Raw genomic sequence first — 16,395 nt, 5'->3', positions numbered from 1 at the left:
TGCGTTACCGACGCCTGGTGCGGGACTATGAGCAGCGCATTGACGTTTCGGAAAACATGATTTACCTCGCCATGGGATCGTTGCTGCTGCATCGACTAAATTTCCGCTAAGTTATTAAACCGTCTCTAAGGGCCTCGCACATAAAACGATGGGCAGAGTCCACAGACATTGAGAGACTTGACATACATAACGCTCTGCTTCTAGCACCACAGGTTGATGCAGCGTTTGACATGGGATTTATATCGTTCGATGACGACGGAAAGCTACTTATCGCTCGCGACCTAACCAATCATGAACTTGAAACGCTTGGGTTGACCTGCACCATGCGCCTGCGCATACTGCCCTCACCGAATCAGCGACAGTACCTGGAATGGCACCGAGTTCACATCTACCGAAAGGAGTAGTCGTCAATCTTCCCCTCCAATGCTCCCTATTGGTGCAAAATTCTGCGGCCTATCCACCTTCTTCAGCGGACATGCAGCTCATAGCGCACCGTTGACCGGATGTGTACGTTGTTCGATTGTATCTGCAAAGGAATGCGCAGCTGGTGCCGTGTGAAATTGTCATGCAAGGGGCCTCGACCTCCTGCTCCTCAACATTTTCGCTACAAACGCAAACTCGGCAAAAGTTTCTGTTGTCACTGAGCGACGGCACGACCAACAGTCAGATTTTTTCGACCGGCCATCACAGCGTATCAGCAGCTTTTTCGAATCGATGTGGGGTCGAAAATGTGATGGCGCGTAACTTGTTGATTAAGCTGGAGTTTTGGTGTGATCGCAGACTCATGCGCTTCGAAGCCGCATGAACAGTGGCTCTTGACGAGGTGGAGGGGCTTGGGAAGCTTCTGCTCTGCCATTGAGCTACACCCGCGAAGAGTGCATTTTACGCGCGATGGCAAGCACTTGGCAAACGTTCAAGTGCACGGCATGCCACCCTGCGGTACCGGTGCACGGACAGTAATTTCCTTGTGGCATGCGCCCTTCCACGGTTTTTTGTGAATTTTGAACAACAAGCTGCGGGGAAAGCAAAGAAATGCTTTAAGATAGATGTTGATTGCCTTTAATTATTGCCATCACGAGTGTGCGTCGCAGACTTATGTGTGGAATGTTGCTACAATCGTGTACTAGAGTCATAAGTTTGCGTTTTACCTCCCTGTTAAACCCTAAAGGATATCCCATGAAAAAAGTTCTGATCGCTTCGGCAATCCTCTGCTTCGCTTCGGCGCAAGTGCTGGCACAAACCACCGCTCCAGTTGGCGGCGCTCCAGTACCAGCAGCAGCAGCTCCTGCGGCTGGCGCTACCGGCGCTGCTGTCGGCGGCACCGTTGCTGGCCTGAGCACCAGCGCCCTGATCGCCATCGGCGCAGCCGTTGCTGTCGTCGCCGGCGCAGCAAGCTCGGATTCGAGCACCACCAGCCACCACGCCAGCACCAGCCACCACTAATCCCTGTGCTGCCCAGGCAGCGCAAGGCAGGCCAGGCCGACCGGCTGATCTTCATCCGGGAAGCAAGGGCCTGATGTGGTGCGAGATGACAGCGTCAATGATGCCCATCTCAAAAATAAAGAGCCCCTTTCATTTGAATCGGGCTCTTTATTTTTCCGCCAGGAATTCGGCATGCGCTGTCGCCATGCGCGAAGCAAGCTGGCCTGCCTTTGCCATGTATTCCACCTTTACACCAAATTTGTTTCATGCCTGCCATTCATTTAGCCGTAGCACACTCATTCCGATGAAAAACCAGCCTTTTCACAAACGCGTGGTTTTTGCCTTGCATGGCATCACTGCCGCCCTGCGCACGGAATCGAGCTTCCGCCTGCAATGCCTGGCCGCCCTGGTCGTGGTGATCGTGCTGGCGTGCGCCAGGCCATCCATGATCTGGTGGGCGCTACTGCTGCTTAACTGCGGCATGGTGTTGGCGGCGGAGCTGTTCAACACGGCATTGGAGCAGCTGATCGACCATGTGCACCCCGCCTTGCATCCCAGCATTAAAATCGCCAAGGATTGCGCCGCAGGCGCAGTGCTGCTGCTCAGCATCAGCGCGGTGGCGGTGTTTATTGCTTTTTTGATTGAATATTTTCAGATGTGAAAGATGGCATGCCGATCTTTACAGAGAGATGAGCCGGACTGCGGCGCAAGCCGGCGATGCAGGGTTTTGCCCCGCAGCACCGGCTGATCAATGATCAATGTTTAATACTTGCTCTGCCAGGTAACGCTGATTTCCTTCGGTCCCGGATTGATCGACAAACCCGACTTGCTCTGGTCACGCTGTGCCTGCCACAGCCAGGTACCCACGGCATAGCCCAGGATGCCGCCAGCGACGGTGTCGGAGACCCAGTGCTTGCGGCCAGCGACACGGCCAGCCGAACCGAGCGCCGCCACGCCATACAGCCACGGTGCGTCGTATTCCTGGGCAAACGGCGTTACGGCGGCAAACGCGATTGTTGAGTGTCCCGATGGGAAGGAAGCATCCGAACGCTTCTTGCCTTCGCCCACGCTGGTCCACGGACCGCGATCTTCATCGGGACGGGCGCGGCCGATCGCATATTTCCCCACCAGCGCCAGGCCGGTTGCGGCAGCGACCGACTGCATCGAGATCAGGCCGATATTTTGCATGCGATCGTCGCCCAGCGCAAAGGCCGCGCCGGCGGCACCCACCAGGGCGAACGGCATGGCTTTGCCCACCTTGTCCCAGTTGCGCAGCACGCTCGAATCCTGGTGTTTCTTGACAAAACGGTCGACCGGCTTGTCGCTCAGCGCCGTCGCCAGCACCACCCCACCGACCAATGCGGTCGCCTTGACCCAGTCGGCAGGCTCAGGCATCGCAGACGAGGATTGCTCGAGGCGTGCGCGCATGGCTGGCCAGGGGCTGACAAATGGCCGGACCGGCGGATTGACCGCCGCCAGGTTCTGCTCGTCGGCACGCTCCGCAAAATTGCCAAGGCCGTCGTAGCTTTGCATGTCGGCACGCGGACGCTCCATCAAATCGTACAGGTCGCCCGGCGAAGCAACCATTTGTCCACCGTCGCGTGTCCATGGCGAAATCGAAAAACCGGCTACCGCCTGTGTATCCATCGGCAGCATGCTGTTCAGCGGCACCGACAGGAAAATGCCGCGATCCTGGTAAGGATCGGAGGGTTTGCCTGGCGTGGTGATATCGTTGGCGTTGGTATGCGTATACCAGGCGCCCACTTCGATACCTGACTGGAAGCGGCGCTTGAATTCCATGCGCACACCCGTGTCTTTTGCAAGGAAACGGCCGGCGCGCGCCGTCACGGTCATATCGTATGGCAGGCGGTAATGCAGGGAGCCGATCGCCGTAACAGTTTTATAGTCGAGTGTATCGAACAGTCCCTTGTAGCCACGCTGTTGCAGCGCGTCGACTGCCAGATCGGCGGCCCAGCGGCTGTCTTTCGGCAAATACAGCGCCTGTGCGCCGACGCCGCGGAACATGTCTTCGTATAAACCGGCCGACAGGCGGGTGTACACGCCCTCGGCCGGGTTGTCATATTTGTTCAACAGGATGCGGCTCAGTGAAAAGCGTCCGTCGCGCATGTATTTCGCCACATCGCTGCGTACATGCGGCAATTCGCTGTTCGATGGCTGCGTGACGCCCGACACGGTTTCCAGCAATTGCAGGCTGGCCGCGCCATTCAGATACCAGCCATCGCCCAGGCGCCGGTCGTAATTGGCCACCGCCGAGATCGAATAGCGGAAGGCGCCACTGGGATCGTTGAAAAAGAAACCGACCTTGGGCGCAATCTTGAAACGGTTCGCTTCACGATCGAGCGATTTGACCTGTACCACATCGCCATCGACCCCCATGCCCACCGCCAGCTTGCCATCGTTCTGGACGGCGTTGGGAGCCTTGACGACCGCCGGCACTGGGATTGTGGCGCTCACATTATCAGGAACCGTCCCTGACGGCGCAGTAACTGGCGCCCCCCCCGTCTCCGGTACCACGCCAGGCGCGGCAGCGGCAAGCGCTGGCTTGACCGGCGTCGAACGGTCGAGGAATTCGTTCAGCCATGCTTGCTGGTTATCACGGATGACATCGCTTCTTTCCGGATAGCGCACCAGCACGACATCGAGGAAAGCCTTGCGGTCGATCTTGCCTGCAAAATAATCCTTCAGACTTGGCAGGTCGACGAACTCATAGGTAGCGATCGGCTGGTCGAGCTTGGTATACGTGATGCGGATATTACTCACGCCCTTGGGCGTAAATGCCAAGGTCGTGCGTGCGGCGCGGCCGATGGCGCGGCCCAGGTTGGAAATGCGGCTGTTGGTCAGGGTCAGCGCCAGCGTATTTCCCTCTTGAACGACGCGGACATTCTTGTAATCCTGTTTGACCAGGGCATTCACCAGATCGGCGCCATAGCCGGCGTCGTTGTGCCATTGCTCTCTGGTCGGCAGCGGCGGTGGATTCTTGTCATCGACAAAATAGGCCGGCTCGAACACCTTGGGGATGAACTCGCGTTCGCCAAATGGAATGCTGACAAAGGCGTTGACGCTGAACTGGTCGCGGCCGCGGGCCGCCTGCAACGCGAGCCAGCCCCAGCGGTATTCCAGCCCCAAGGCAGGCCCCTTGCTGCGCTTGCCGGCAGCGGTCTCGGCGGCACGGAAATCACGCACATAATTGGTCGTGTCATACTCGGCCACGACCGACCAGCGCGGCAGGGCCGCAGGCGTCCAGCGCACGCCTGCAAACGGGCCATCGGGACGTTTACGGGCGTAGCCGAAACTGGCCTCGATATTTTTGGTGGCGCCAAACGTTTTGGTGGCAACAACATATTGCCCCTTGAACAGCTCGGTACCAAACAAGTCGGTCGCACCGACCGAGACCGACGGCAACCAAGTTGTTTCTTGCCACAGACGCAGTTTTGCGTCGACGACCTTGTCCTTGTAGCGGCCATAGCCGCTGCCATATTCCCCGGCGACGTTCGTAAAACCAGGAATGCCGGTAATCGATACATAGCGCCCCGTCATCTGCAGGAACGGAAAAATGCTCGACGTCACCCACAACTGGCCATACGGACTGTCATAGCTGTAACCGACGCCGAACGTGCCGTCCGGCTCCACCACCGCGCTCGGCATATTGATATAGCCGGACTGGCCGCCGTGATTGGGGGTCGCCGAAAACGCGACGGGAGCACCGATGATCATGCATCCGCACCACGTGTATTTGACTGATTTTCTGAGTACGCTTAACAAATCCGACTACCTTATCTCTCTATCCTGCATCTGGAATTTCTGACAAGATACTCAGAGGTACTATCGGCTGAAGCAACTTGAAGAAACAAAAAAAAGCCAACTGTGAGCATGACTGCCGAACCTCAGTTTGCCGCTAAAAAGGTGATGGCAATGGACCTTGCAAACCGCATCGTCAGGCCGTCAATCATCCACGCCGCGAGATTTTAACATTGTTTTCTTGTACGAAATGGGTGACTTGTTTCGTGTTCGGTACAATCGCCGGCGCATTTCCTTCGCTTCATTCAATGCCGGCCGATCAGACCGTGCCAGGCTCAGCAAGCCTGACCAGGCGATGCCGGAAGCGCCGTGAAATCAGCCACAGAACCAGCGCCAGCGCCGTCATGGCCAGCTGGCCCGATGCCAGCCACAACACGGAACCGGACAGTATCGGCGTGATCACGCCGGCCACGATGGCGCCCATCAAGGTGGTGGCGAAGGCCTGGCACGAGGCAACGGTGCCGCGAATATGCGGGAACAGGTCGAGCGCCAGCAGCGTCGCGCCCGGGCCGACCAGCGACATGCCGAAGGTGTAGAAGAACAGCGGCAGCACGCTCCAGGGCAAGGCCGGTGGCAGGAACAGGTGAAACGCCACATTGACGCTGGCAGCGCACAGCAAAAAGGCAAAGCCGATGCCGATCTGGCGCGCAAACGTGACTTTGCCGGCGAGGCGGTTGGCCGCCGCCGCGCCCAGAAAGATGCCGCTCACGCAAGGAATGAACAGCCACGCAAATTCGGATGGCCCCAGTCCCAGCTGGCGCGGCAGCATTTCCGGCGCCGCCGTAATGAACAGGAACAGGCCGCCAAAGTTGAGGGCGACAATGCCGGCCTTGATATGAAACAACGGCGAGCGCAGGATCTCGCCGTAGCTTTTGGCCAGGAAGCGTGGATTGAACGGCTGGCGGCGGGCCAGCGGCAACGTTTCCGGCAGGCGCCAGTAGCAAAACGCCAGCAGCACCACCGTATAAAACGCCAGGAACAGGAAGATCGAGCGCCAGTCAAACCAGATGACGATCCAGCCGCCCAGGATGGGCGCGAGCGCCGGCGCGATCGAAAAGATCATCGTCACCAGCGACAGCAGGCGCGCCGCCGCCGCATCGGCATACAGGTCGCGGATGATGGCGCGGCTGATCACCACGCCGGCGCCGGCCGACACGCCTTGCAGCATGCGGAAGAACCACAGGTAATGCACGGTATGGGCCGAGGCACAGCCGAGCGAGCCGATGGCGAACAGGGCCAGCGACACCAGGATCAGGTTGCGCCGCCCGAAGGCGTCGGACAGCGCGCCATGCCACAGCACCATGCCGGCAAAGGCCAGCATATAGAACGTCAGCGACTGCTGCACTTCCAGCGGCGAGGCCTGCAAGGAATCCTGGATGGCGCCAAAGGCCGGCAGATAGGTATCGATCGAGAGCGGTCCCAACATCGACATGCCGGCCAACAACACCGCCAGCGCGCCACGGCTGAGCGGCGCCATATGGCTGGGTACGGGAGGCGGAATAGGCGTGACGGGATCGGGCGGCACATCGGCCGGCGGGGTGGGAAACATGGCTGTCCAAGGTGGCGGCGCGAACCGGCATCGGTCCGCGCGCGGGTTACTGCAGGGTTTTGCTATGCGACTCGATTACTGCTGCGGCTTCGGCTTCGCTTCTTCGCGTCGATTGTAGCCGGCCACCATATCGAAGCGGAACAGACGGCATTCCAGCGCGCCGTTAAAGAATGGCGTCTTGCGCGCTTCTTTCAGGCGCAGCAGTTTCGGCAGGCCCAGGTCGGCCGTAAACAGGAATACGGTCCAGCCGGCGAAGCGCTGTTTCAGGGTGGTGCCCATGGCCGAGTAGAACGAGGTCGACAATTCGTCTTCGGGCAAGGTGCTGTCGCCGCGCACGCCGATACGCTCGCCGTACGGCGGATTGGTCAGCATGATGCCGGCCACATCGCTGGGCGGCTTGACTTCCTGCGCTTCGATCTGTTTCAGCGGCACGTCGAAACGCACGCCGGCGCAGCGCAGGTTGTGGCGCGTCATGGCCACCATGTCGCCCGAAATATCGCTGCCGAAAATCGTCGGTTCGGCCGGCAGCGGATTGGCCGTGATGGCGTTGCGCAGGGCGTTCCACGGCGCCGGATCGAAGTCGTGGAAGTTTTCAAAGGCAAAGCGGCGCGAGGCGCCCGGCGGGATGCCCTGCACCATCTGCGCCGCTTCGGCCAGGATGGTGCCCGAGCCGCACATCGGGTCGAACAGCACCATGCCCGGCTTCCAGCCCGACACGCGCAACAGGCCGGCGGCCAGGTTTTCGCGCAGCGGCGCGTCGCCCGTCTCTTCGCGCCAGCCGCGCTTGAACAACGCTTCGCCGGATGTATCGAGATAGACCGTAAATGTGTGCGCGTCAAGGAAGCCGACGATGCGCATGTCCGGCGTCTTGGTATTGACCGACGGGCGCTCGTTGAACTGGTCGCGGAAGCGGTCGCAGATCGCGTCCTTGATCTTGAGCGTGGTGAACTCCAGGCTGCGCAGCGGCGACTTGACGGCCGTCACGTCGACGCGGATCGTGTGGTGCACGCCGAACCAGTCTTCCCACGGCTGTGCCAGGGTCAGGTCGTAGATGTCGTTTTCCGTCTTGTAGCCGGCATGGGCCATGCGCATCAGCACGCGCGAGGCGATGCGCGAATGCAGGTTGATGCGGTAGGAATCGACCAGGTCGCCCGAGCAGTGGACGCCGCCCGGTACCTGGTTGTGCACCTTCATGGTCGCACTATTTTGGGCGATCTCGCCCAGTTCTTCGGCCAGCGCCGCTTCCATGCCGCGCGGGCATGGGCAAAAATATGAAGCCATGGTGAGGATACCTTTTATCCGTTAAAAACAATTTACTTGAAATCCCAGCGACATCTTGCGTAGGTCGGCTTAGCCCGCCAGGGCGTAAGCCGACATTTACAGCCGCCGACTGAGCTTGTCGGATTACGCGCGGAGCGCTAATCCGACCTACGTTTAAAATTCACTTCGCCAGCGCGCGCTCGACAAAATCGAGGCGGTCCTGGCCCCAGTAGCCTTCGCCATCGACGATGTACCAGGGCGAGCCGAACACGGATGCCGCCGTGGCGGCCTCGGTGTTGGCGTCGTATTCGGCCTGCACGCTGGCCGTCTCCGAAGTTTTCAGCAGCTGGCGGCCGTCGAAACCGGCGTCCAGCGCGATCTGCGCCAGGGTCTCTTCGTCGCCGATATTGCGCTCTTCAGCCCAGACGCCGCGCATGATGGCGTGCGCCAGGGTCAAGGAGGCGTCGACACCGTGCGCCAGGCGGGTGGCGATGATCAGTTTGGCCGACGCTTCCGGCGACACCGGGAAAAACCTCGGCTGCAGGTTCAACGGCACTTGCAGGAACGCCGACCAGCGCGCCAGTTCGGCCAGCCGGTACGCCTGGCGCTGCGGCGCGCGCTTGGCCAGCGGCAGGCCACCGGAGACGCTGAAGACCTTGCCCAGGTCGAACGGGCGCACGTCGATCTGCGCGCCGGTCTTTTTGGCGATCTCCATCACGCGCGCGTGGCCCAGGTAGGTCCATGGCGAATGGGGTGCAAAGAAATACTGCACCACCTTGTTCTGGCTTGCATTCATCGTCGTCTCCGTTAGAAAGGCTTGACCACCACCAGCACCACCACCGCCAGCAGCATCACCACCGGCACTTCGTTAAACCAGCGGAACCAGGTGTGGCTGCGCTGGTTGATGCCTTTTTCGAACTTGCGCAGGATGGCGCCACAGGCATGGTGGTAGCCCAGCAGCAGCACCACGAAGGTCAGCTTGGCGTGCATCCAGCCCGGCATCTTCATGCCGCCCGCACTGCCGCCAAACATCATCCACAGCAGGGCCAGGCCCAGCACCATGGCCGGCAGCGCCAGCAGCGACATGAAGCGGTACAGCTTGCGCGCCATCAGCAGCAATCGTTCGGTGGCCACGGTTTCCGTTTCCATCGCCAGGTTGACGAAAATGCGCGGCAGGTAGAACAGGCCGGCGAACCAGGAGATGACGAAAATAATGTGGAATGCTTTGATCCAGAGAAATGCCATGTGGGTATCCGCGGTGAAGTGTGAAACGAAAGAAGCAGGCCGCCCCGTGGACGGCCCGCGTGCTGCTATGTGCGTACTTCGCCGTGGCCGAAGACCACGTATTTGAGCGAGGTCAGGCCTTCGAGGCCGACCGGGCCGCGCGCATGCAGCTTGTCGTTCGAGATGCCGATCTCGGCGCCCAGGCCATATTCGAAGCCGTCGGCAAAGCGGGTCGAGGCATTGACCATCACCGAGGCCGAATCGACTTCGCGCAAAAAGCGCAGCGCATCGCTGTAGTCCTCGGTAATGATCGCTTCGGTGTGCCTGGACGAATACTGGTTGATATGGTCCATCGCCTCGTCGATGCCGTCGACCACCTTGATCGACAGGATGGCGGCCAGGTATTCGGTGCGCCAGTCTTCTTCGGTGGCCGCCACCAGGTGCGGATAGCCTGCCAGGATCGCCAGCGCTTCCGGATCGGCGCGCAGTTCCACCTGCTTGGTCAGATAGCGCTCGGCCAGCTGCGGCAGCACTTGTGGCGCAATCGCGCGCGCCACCAGCAACGTTTCCATGGTGTTGCAGGTGCCGTAGCGGTGGCACTTGGCGTTGAAGCCGATGTCCAGCGCTTTCGCCAGGTCGGCCTTGGCGTCGATATACACGTGGCAGATGCCGTCGAGGTGCTTGATCATCGGTACCGTGGCCTCTTCCATCAGGCGCGCGATCAGGCCCTTGCCGCCGCGCGGCACGATCACGTCGACATATTCCGGCATGGTGATCAAGGCGCCGACGGCGGCGCGGTCGGTGGTGTCGATCACCTGTACCGCGTCCTGCGGCAAGCCGGCGCCGGCCAGGCCTTCGGCCACCAGTTTGGCCAGCGCGCGGTTGCAGTGAATCGCTTCCGAGCCGCCGCGCAAAATGGTGGCGTTGCCGCTCTTGATGCACAGGCCTGCCGCGTCCACCGTCACGTTCGGACGCGCTTCGTAGATGATGCCGATCACGCCCAGCGGCACGCGCATCTGGCCCACCTGGATGCCGGTCGGGCGGTATTTCATGTTCGAGATTTCGCCGATCGGATCGGCCAGCGCGACGATCTGCGTCAGGCCTTCGACCATGGTGGCGATCGCCGCATCGGACAGGGTCAGGCGGTCCAGCATGGCCGGCGCGAGACCAGCGGCGGCGGCGGCATCGAGGTCGCGCCGGTTGGCCGCGCGCAGCAGGTCGGCGTCGCGCACGATGGCCGCGGCGATCAGGCTCAAGGCGCGGTTGCGCGTGGCGCTGTCGGCGCGCGCCATGGCGCGCGAGGCGGCGCGGGCACGGATGCCCACGTCTTGCATATACTGTTTGATATCCATGCTGTTATCCATAGTGGTTACGTAACCTTAGCCTCTGCAAATCGTCAGCGCCAGCTGCAAGAGTGCATCCCAGGCGTCGCCCGCGTGTGCTTTTGCGCGCAAGCCCTTGATCATCTTGTCGACCTGCGCCGCTTCCTGCAGCGCGCTTTCCAGCACCGGCAGCGACACGCGCCGCAAGGCCGGCTCCATCATGCGCTCGCGCGGACCCCAGATGCGCAATTCCTTGAGCAGCGCGCCGAGCGGGCGGCCCTGCGCCATGCCCGCCTTCAGTTTCAGCAAGGTGCGGATTTCCTCGGACACCGCCCACAGCACCAGCGGCAGCGCCTCGCCCTCGCCTTTCAGGCCTTCGAGCATGCGCACCAGGCGCGCCGGGTCGCCGGCCAGCATCGCTTCGGACAGCTTGAACACGTCATAGCGGGCCACGTTCAGCACCGCATCCTGCACCTGCTCGTACGTCAGCTTGCCCGGCTGGTGCAGCAAACCGAGCTTCTGGATTTCCTGGTGCGCCGCCAGCAGGTTGCCCTCCACCCGTTCGGCGATAAAGTCGATGCTGGCGCGCTCGGCGCTTTGCCCCTGCGCGGCCAGGCGCTGGCTGATCCAGGCCGGCAACTGCGCCCGTTCCACGTTCGGGATATCGATGTAGACGGCCGCCTGCTGCAAGCTGGCGACCCAGGCCGCCTTTTGCGTGGCCCAGTCCAGCTTGGGCAGGGTGATCAGGGTCAGGTTATCAGGGCTGAGGTTTTTCGCATAGCTTTGCAGCGCCGCGCCGCCGTCCTTGCCCGGCTTGCCGGTGGGGATGCGCAATTCGATCAGCTTTTTGTCGCCGAACAGCGACAGCTCCTGATTCGCCGCCAGCAGCTCGCCCCACTTGAAACTGCGCTCGACGCTGAGCACATCGCGCTCGGTATAGCCCTGCTGGCGCGCGGCGCGGCGGATCTTGTCGGCCGCCTCCAGCGCCAGCAGGTGTTCGTCGCTGGTGATCACATACAGCTGCGCCAGCGGCTTGGCCACATGCGCGTCGAGCGCGTCTATCCGCAATTGCATGGCGGACCCTTACTGCCGCACTGCCGGCGCGACAGGTGTGACCGGCGTAACCGGGGCAACTGGCGCCACCGACATGGCCGGCAGCACCGGCTTGATGGCGGCCAGGCGGCGCATGATCTGCTGCACCAGGTCGTTGCGCATGTCGCGGTACAGCGCCGCTTCTTCCGTTTCCTTGGCCAGCACCTGCGATTCGTTGAAGGTGATCGGCCGCGTCAGGCTGATGACGGTCGGTGCCAGCAGCACGTTGCCGGCCTTGTCGACGACGCGGAAATTGATCGAATACCCGAGCTGGTACTCGCTGACGCGGCCATTGCTGTTGAGCGACAAAATGGACTTGGTACGGTTCCTCTCCGGGTCGCCGAGCACATCGAGCACGGCGTCGGCCGCCTCGCGCGTGTCGACGATGTCCGTGCTGCCGATGGCGCGGATATAGCGCTTCAGGTCGATCGCCAGCGGCGACGAATCGGGCAAGGTGATGTTCATCGTCGCGAACGGCAGCATGAAACTGCCGTTCGAGCCGCGCAAATGAAAGCCGCAGGCCGACAGGGTCAAGACCAGGCACACGGCGAACACGATGCGTGCACGGACGCGCACGCGCGCCAGAAAACCGGAAGAAGAAGTCGTCATAAGGTTACACCACGATGCTGATTAACTTGCCCGGCACGACGATGACTTTCTTCGGCGTGGTTTCGATGTATTTCTGCACGCTTTCGCAAGCCAGCGCCTGCGCCTCGATGCTGGCTTTGTCGGCATCCTTGGACACCGTGATCGAGCCGCGCAGCTTGCCGTTCACCTGGATCATCATTTCGATCTCGGACTGCACCAGCGCCTGCGGATCGACCTGCGGCCATTCGGCGTTGAGCAAATCGCCATGCACGCCGGCGTAGCCCAGTTCTTCCCACAAGACGTGGGTGATATGCGGCGCGACCGGATTTAACAGACGCAGGAAGATCGAATAGCCTTCGGCAATCAGCGCTTTCGATTGCGCGCTGTCGTCCAGCTTGGCCGATTCCAGCGTGTTGAGCATCTTCATGCAGGCCGACACCACGGTGTTGTACTGGATGCGTTTCAGGTCGTAATCGGCCTGCTGCAGGATCTTGTGCAGTTCGCGGCGCAGATTTTTCTGCGCGTCGCCGGTGGCCGGCGCGCCGCCGCTGGTCAAGGCCGACTGGATCGCCGCCGACTGGGCGTAGCCGAAATTCCACACGCGGCGCAGGAAGCGGTTGGCGCCTTCGACGCCGCTGCCCGACCATTCCAGCGTCTGTTCCGGCGGCGAGGCGAACATCGTAAACAGGCGCGCGGTGTCGGCGCCGTACTGCTCGATCTGCGCTTGCGGGTCGATGCCGTTGTTCTTCGACTTCGACATTTTTTCCGTGCCGCCGATTTCCACCGGCGCGCCGTCGGCCACCAGGGTGGCCGCTTGCGGGCGGCCCTTGTCGTCCATCGTCAAATTGATGTCGGCAGGATTGAACCAGGTCTTCTTGCCGGCCGCGTCTTCGCGGTAATAGGTTTCGTTGAGCACCATGCCTTGCGTGAGCAGATTGACGAACGGTTCGTCGAACTTGACCAGGCCAAAGTCGCGCATGATCTTGGTCCAGAAGCGCGCGTACAGCAAATGCATCACGGCGTGTTCGATGCCGCCGATATACTGGTCCATCGGCATCCAGTAGTCATTGCGCTCGTCGACCATGGCGTCATTGCTGCCCGGCGAGGTATAGCGCATGTAGTACCACGACGAATCGACAAAAGTGTCCATGGTGTCGGTCTCGCGGCGCGCGCTCTTGCCGCACTGCGGGCAGTCGCACTGCAAAAAGGCTTCGTATTTGTTGAGCGGGTTGCCGGTGCCGTCCGGCACGCAGTCTTCCGGCAGCACCACCGGCAGGTCTTTTTCCGGCACCGGCACCACGCCGCAGTCCGCGCAATGGATCATCGGGATCGGCGTGCCCCAGTAGCGCTGGCGCGAAATGCCCCAGTCGCGCAGGCGGAAGGTGGTTTTCTTTTCGCCCAGGCCCAACTGCGCCAGGTCGGCAGCCACCGCATCGACGGCGGACGCGAAGTGCAGGCCATCGTACTTGCCCGAGGCGATGCACACGCCTTCCTTGCTGGCGTACGATTCCTGCCAGGCCTCAAGCGAGAACTCCTGGCCTTTGACTTCGATCACCTGCTTGATCGGCAGATCGTATTTCTTGGCAAAGCCGAAATCACGTTCGTCATGCGCCGGCACGCCCATCACGGCGCCGTCGCCATAGGTGATCAAGACGTAATTGCCGACCCATACTTCGACCTGCTCGCCCGTCAGCGGATGGGTGACATGGAGGCCGGTCGGCATGCCCTTCTTCTCCATCGTCGCCATGTCCGCTTCGATCACGGAGCCGAGCTTGCATTCGGCGTTGAAGGCGGCCAGTGCGGCGTTGCTTTGCGCGGCGTGGATCGCCAGCGGATGCTCGGCGGCCACGGCGCAGAAGGTCACGCCCATGATGGTGTCAGGACGGGTGGTAAAGACATACAGCTTGCCGTCGCCGATCAGCGCGCCATCGGCATCCTTGATCTGGTGCGGGAAGGCGAAGCGCACGCCGGTCGACTTGCCGATCCAGTTGGTCTGCATGGTGCGCACGCGCTCGGGCCAGCCCGGCAGCTTGTCGTCGGCATAGGCCAGCAATTCATCGGCGTAGTCGGTGATGCGCGCGTAGTACATCGGGATTTCGCGTTTTTCGATCAGCGCGCCCGAGCGCCAGCCGCGCCCGTCAACCACCTGCTCGTTGGCCAGCACGGTCTGGTCGATCGGGTCCCAGTTCACGGTGCCGGTCTTTTTGTAGATGATGCCTTTTTCCAGCATCTTGAGGAACATCCACTGGTTCCACTTATAGTATTCGGGCTTGCAGGCGGTCATTTCGCGCGACCAGTCGATGGCCAGGCCCATCGACTCCATCTGCTGCTTCATGTGGGCGATGTTCGAATACGTCCATTGCGCCGGCGGCACGTTGTTGGCCATGGCCGCGTTTTCGGCCGGCATGCCGAACGCATCCCAGCCCATCGGCATGAGCACGTTGTAGCCGTTCATGCGCAGGTAGCGGTACATCACATCATTGATCGTATAGTTGCGCACGTGACCCATGTGCAGCTTGCCCGAAGGGTAAGGCAGCATCGAGCAAGCGTAATACTTGCCTTTCGGGAAACGCGGGTCGTGTTCGACAGCCTTGTAGGCCTCGATGGCCTTCCAGTGCGATTGGGCGGCTTGTTCGACGTCGGCGGGACTATATTTATCTTGCATGATGTGCGACCAATTAGTGGATATGAACCGAGCATTATACTGGTTGTCGCAGGCCTGCATTTTGCAGGCTGACAAAAATGCTGTGTAAGATGCGGCAATCTCATGCTCTTCATCGCCGGCCATGTTCATCTACCAGGAAACCGCCCCCGTTGCCGCCTTGCGGCCCTGGCTGGACTGCGTCTGGACCTGCCGCGTGCAGGCAGGCGCCACGCCGCTGGCGCACCAGGTGCTGCCCGACAACTGCATCGACATCCTGTGCCAGGACCGGCAGGATGCCAGCTTTGCCGTCGGCATGATGACGGCGCCCATCAACGTCATCAGCCATGGCCTGGTGCAGACGGTGGCGGCCCGCTTCAAGCCCGGCGCGGCGGCGCGCTTTTTCCAGCTGCCGCTTTGCGAACTCAACGATGGACGCACGGATTTGCAGCAGCTATGGGGGCGCGATCTGGCGGCGCGCCTGGGCGACGCGCTGTGGAGCTATCCCTTGCCGGATGCGCAACGCATGCAGATACTGCAAGATTTTTTGCTGCTGCGCCTGCGGCGTCATCCGCTGCCAGCCGACTGCGGCCTGGCCCGGCGCGCGGTGGCGCTGATCGACAAGGCCCGGGGTAGCCTGCGCGTGGACCAGCTGGCGGCCCAGCTCGGCGTGTCACGCCAGCACCTGGCGCTGCAGTTTCGCCAGCAGGTGGGCATCAGTCCCAAGCTGTTTGCCCGCATCAGCCGCTTTCGCGCCGTCAACAGCGCCCTGAAACAACTGCCGGCGCAGGCCGACTGGGCCCAGGTCGCCCTGCAATATGGCTACTTCGACCAGTCGCACCTGATCCACGATTTCCAGGACTTCGCCAGCGCCTCGCCGCAGGCCTGGCTGGCGGCACGCAGATGAGCTTCCATTTTTACAATCGCGGCGCTGGTAGCCATGGCATGCTGGCGCCATTCACTCACTACACAGGAGATAAAAACATGATCAAAGGCTTGCGCACCGTGACCTATCCCGTCCCCGACCTGGAGCAGGCCAAGGCCTGGTACAGCCAGGCGTTCAACACGGAACCCTATTTCGACCAGCCGTTTTATGTCGGCTTCACTATCGGCGGCTTCGAGCTGGGCCTGCTGCCGGACGGCCAGCCCGGCGCCCAGGGCAGCGTCACCTACTGGGGCGTCGATGGCATCGAGCAGGAAGTCGAGCGCTTGATTGCACTGGGCGCCACTGTGCACCACCCCTTGACGGATGTGGGCGGAGGCATTCGCACGGTGGAGCTGCTCGATCCGTTCGGCAACCAGATCGGGCTGATCGACAATCCGCATTTCGATACCGCCAAGGTGGCCTAGGTGTGAAGTTGCAAGAGGTTATTCTGGCCGGATCTGAGCCGTGACATCGGGGCCTTGCCAGCAATGCCCTGATGCGGCCGGTGCCAGTTGTAGTGATGGTTCCATTCTTTGAGCATGTTGGCCCGCTC

General features: G+C 61.4%; 14 protein-coding genes and 2 pseudogenes. 6 read left to right on the top strand and 10 right to left on the bottom strand.

Translation table 11 applies throughout. The features are described 5' to 3' along the window. The 4 genes and pseudogenes from ASR47_RS26755 to ASR47_RS00570 all read left to right on the top strand — a co-directional run. Positions 1-110: pseudogene (locus ASR47_RS26755) on the top strand (IS5/IS1182 family transposase); the annotation flags it as partial. Positions 111-113: 3 nt separating this feature from the next. After that, positions 114-404 carry an HNH endonuclease gene (locus ASR47_RS28305; protein ID WP_150127608.1) on the top strand — a complete coding sequence of 97 codons (291 nt, stop codon included), beginning with the start codon at positions 114-116 and terminating at the stop codon, positions 402-404. A gap of 772 nt (positions 405-1,176) precedes the next feature. After that, positions 1,177-1,443 (top strand): hypothetical protein, encoded by a 267-nt coding sequence (locus ASR47_RS26250; RefSeq protein WP_082988629.1) that lies wholly within the window; start codon positions 1,177-1,179, stop codon positions 1,441-1,443. Positions 1,444-1,540: 97 nt separating this feature from the next. Next, a complete protein-coding gene (locus tag ASR47_RS00570) occupies positions 1,541-2,083 on the top strand; it encodes a diacylglycerol kinase (protein WP_245714212.1) in 543 nt (180 codons plus the stop codon). Positions 2,084-2,184: 101 nt separating this feature from the next. On the opposite strand, the gene ASR47_RS00565 is transcribed toward ASR47_RS00570, so the two are convergent. The 9 genes from ASR47_RS00565 to leuS form a co-directional block, all read right to left on the bottom strand. Continuing rightward, positions 2,185-5,157, bottom strand: a complete 2,973-nt coding sequence (locus ASR47_RS00565) for a YjbH domain-containing protein (protein ID WP_082988628.1) — start codon at positions 5,155-5,157, stop codon at positions 2,185-2,187. A gap of 343 nt (positions 5,158-5,500) precedes the next feature. Continuing rightward, complete coding sequence (locus tag ASR47_RS00560; protein ID WP_217270508.1) at positions 5,501-6,790, bottom strand: multidrug effflux MFS transporter; 1,290 nt, start codon at positions 6,788-6,790, stop codon at positions 5,501-5,503. A 75-nt stretch (positions 6,791-6,865) separates the two neighbouring features. Continuing rightward, positions 6,866-8,071, bottom strand: a complete 1,206-nt coding sequence (locus ASR47_RS00555; protein ID WP_425402716.1) for a THUMP domain-containing class I SAM-dependent RNA methyltransferase — start codon at positions 8,069-8,071, stop codon at positions 6,866-6,868. A 160-nt stretch (positions 8,072-8,231) separates the two neighbouring features. Continuing rightward, entirely contained in the window at positions 8,232-8,846 is a 615-nt protein-coding gene (locus ASR47_RS00550) for a 2-hydroxychromene-2-carboxylate isomerase (RefSeq protein ID WP_065305832.1), read from the bottom strand. Between the two features lie 11 nt (positions 8,847-8,857). After that, a complete protein-coding gene (locus ASR47_RS00545) occupies positions 8,858-9,295 on the bottom strand; it encodes a CopD family protein (RefSeq protein WP_065305831.1) in 438 nt (145 codons plus the stop codon). Positions 9,296-9,360: 65 nt separating this feature from the next. Next, positions 9,361-10,626, bottom strand: coding sequence for a glutamate-5-semialdehyde dehydrogenase (locus tag ASR47_RS00540; RefSeq protein ID WP_065305830.1), 1,266 nt, complete (start codon positions 10,624-10,626; stop codon positions 9,361-9,363). A 27-nt stretch (positions 10,627-10,653) separates the two neighbouring features. Beyond that, on the bottom strand, positions 10,654-11,670 hold the full coding sequence (gene holA / locus ASR47_RS00535; RefSeq protein WP_065305829.1) for a DNA polymerase III subunit delta: 1,017 nt from the start codon (positions 11,668-11,670) through the stop codon (positions 10,654-10,656). Between the two features lie 9 nt (positions 11,671-11,679). Next, complete coding sequence (locus ASR47_RS00530) at positions 11,680-12,297, bottom strand: LPS-assembly lipoprotein LptE (RefSeq protein ID WP_065305828.1); 618 nt, start codon at positions 12,295-12,297, stop codon at positions 11,680-11,682. 4 nt (positions 12,298-12,301) lie between these two features. After that, on the bottom strand, positions 12,302-14,941 hold the full coding sequence (gene leuS, locus ASR47_RS00525) for a leucine--tRNA ligase (RefSeq protein ID WP_065305827.1): 2,640 nt from the start codon (positions 14,939-14,941) through the stop codon (positions 12,302-12,304). A gap of 121 nt (positions 14,942-15,062) precedes the next feature. On the opposite strand from leuS, the gene ASR47_RS00520 reads away from it, so the two are divergent. Together ASR47_RS00520 and ASR47_RS00515 are read left to right on the top strand one after the other, a co-directional pair. Next, positions 15,063-15,824, top strand: coding sequence for a DUF6597 domain-containing transcriptional factor (locus tag ASR47_RS00520; protein WP_065305826.1), 762 nt, complete (start codon positions 15,063-15,065; stop codon positions 15,822-15,824). A gap of 77 nt (positions 15,825-15,901) precedes the next feature. Then, complete coding sequence (locus tag ASR47_RS00515; RefSeq protein ID WP_065305825.1) at positions 15,902-16,267, top strand: VOC family protein; 366 nt, start codon at positions 15,902-15,904, stop codon at positions 16,265-16,267. On the opposite strand, the pseudogene ASR47_RS27755 reads toward ASR47_RS00515, so the two are convergent. Next, a pseudogene (locus tag ASR47_RS27755) lies at positions 16,264-16,395 on the bottom strand (IS481 family transposase); the annotation flags it as partial. The gene ASR47_RS00515 and the pseudogene ASR47_RS27755 sit on opposite strands and share 4 nt — an antisense overlap.

The sequence above is a fragment of the Janthinobacterium psychrotolerans genome, from assembly GCF_001677885.1.
Taxonomy (GTDB): domain Bacteria; phylum Pseudomonadota; class Gammaproteobacteria; order Burkholderiales; family Burkholderiaceae_D; genus Janthinobacterium; species Janthinobacterium psychrotolerans.
The sequence above is the reverse complement of the archived record's forward strand: the minus strand, read 5'-3'. Positions and strand labels throughout refer to the sequence as shown.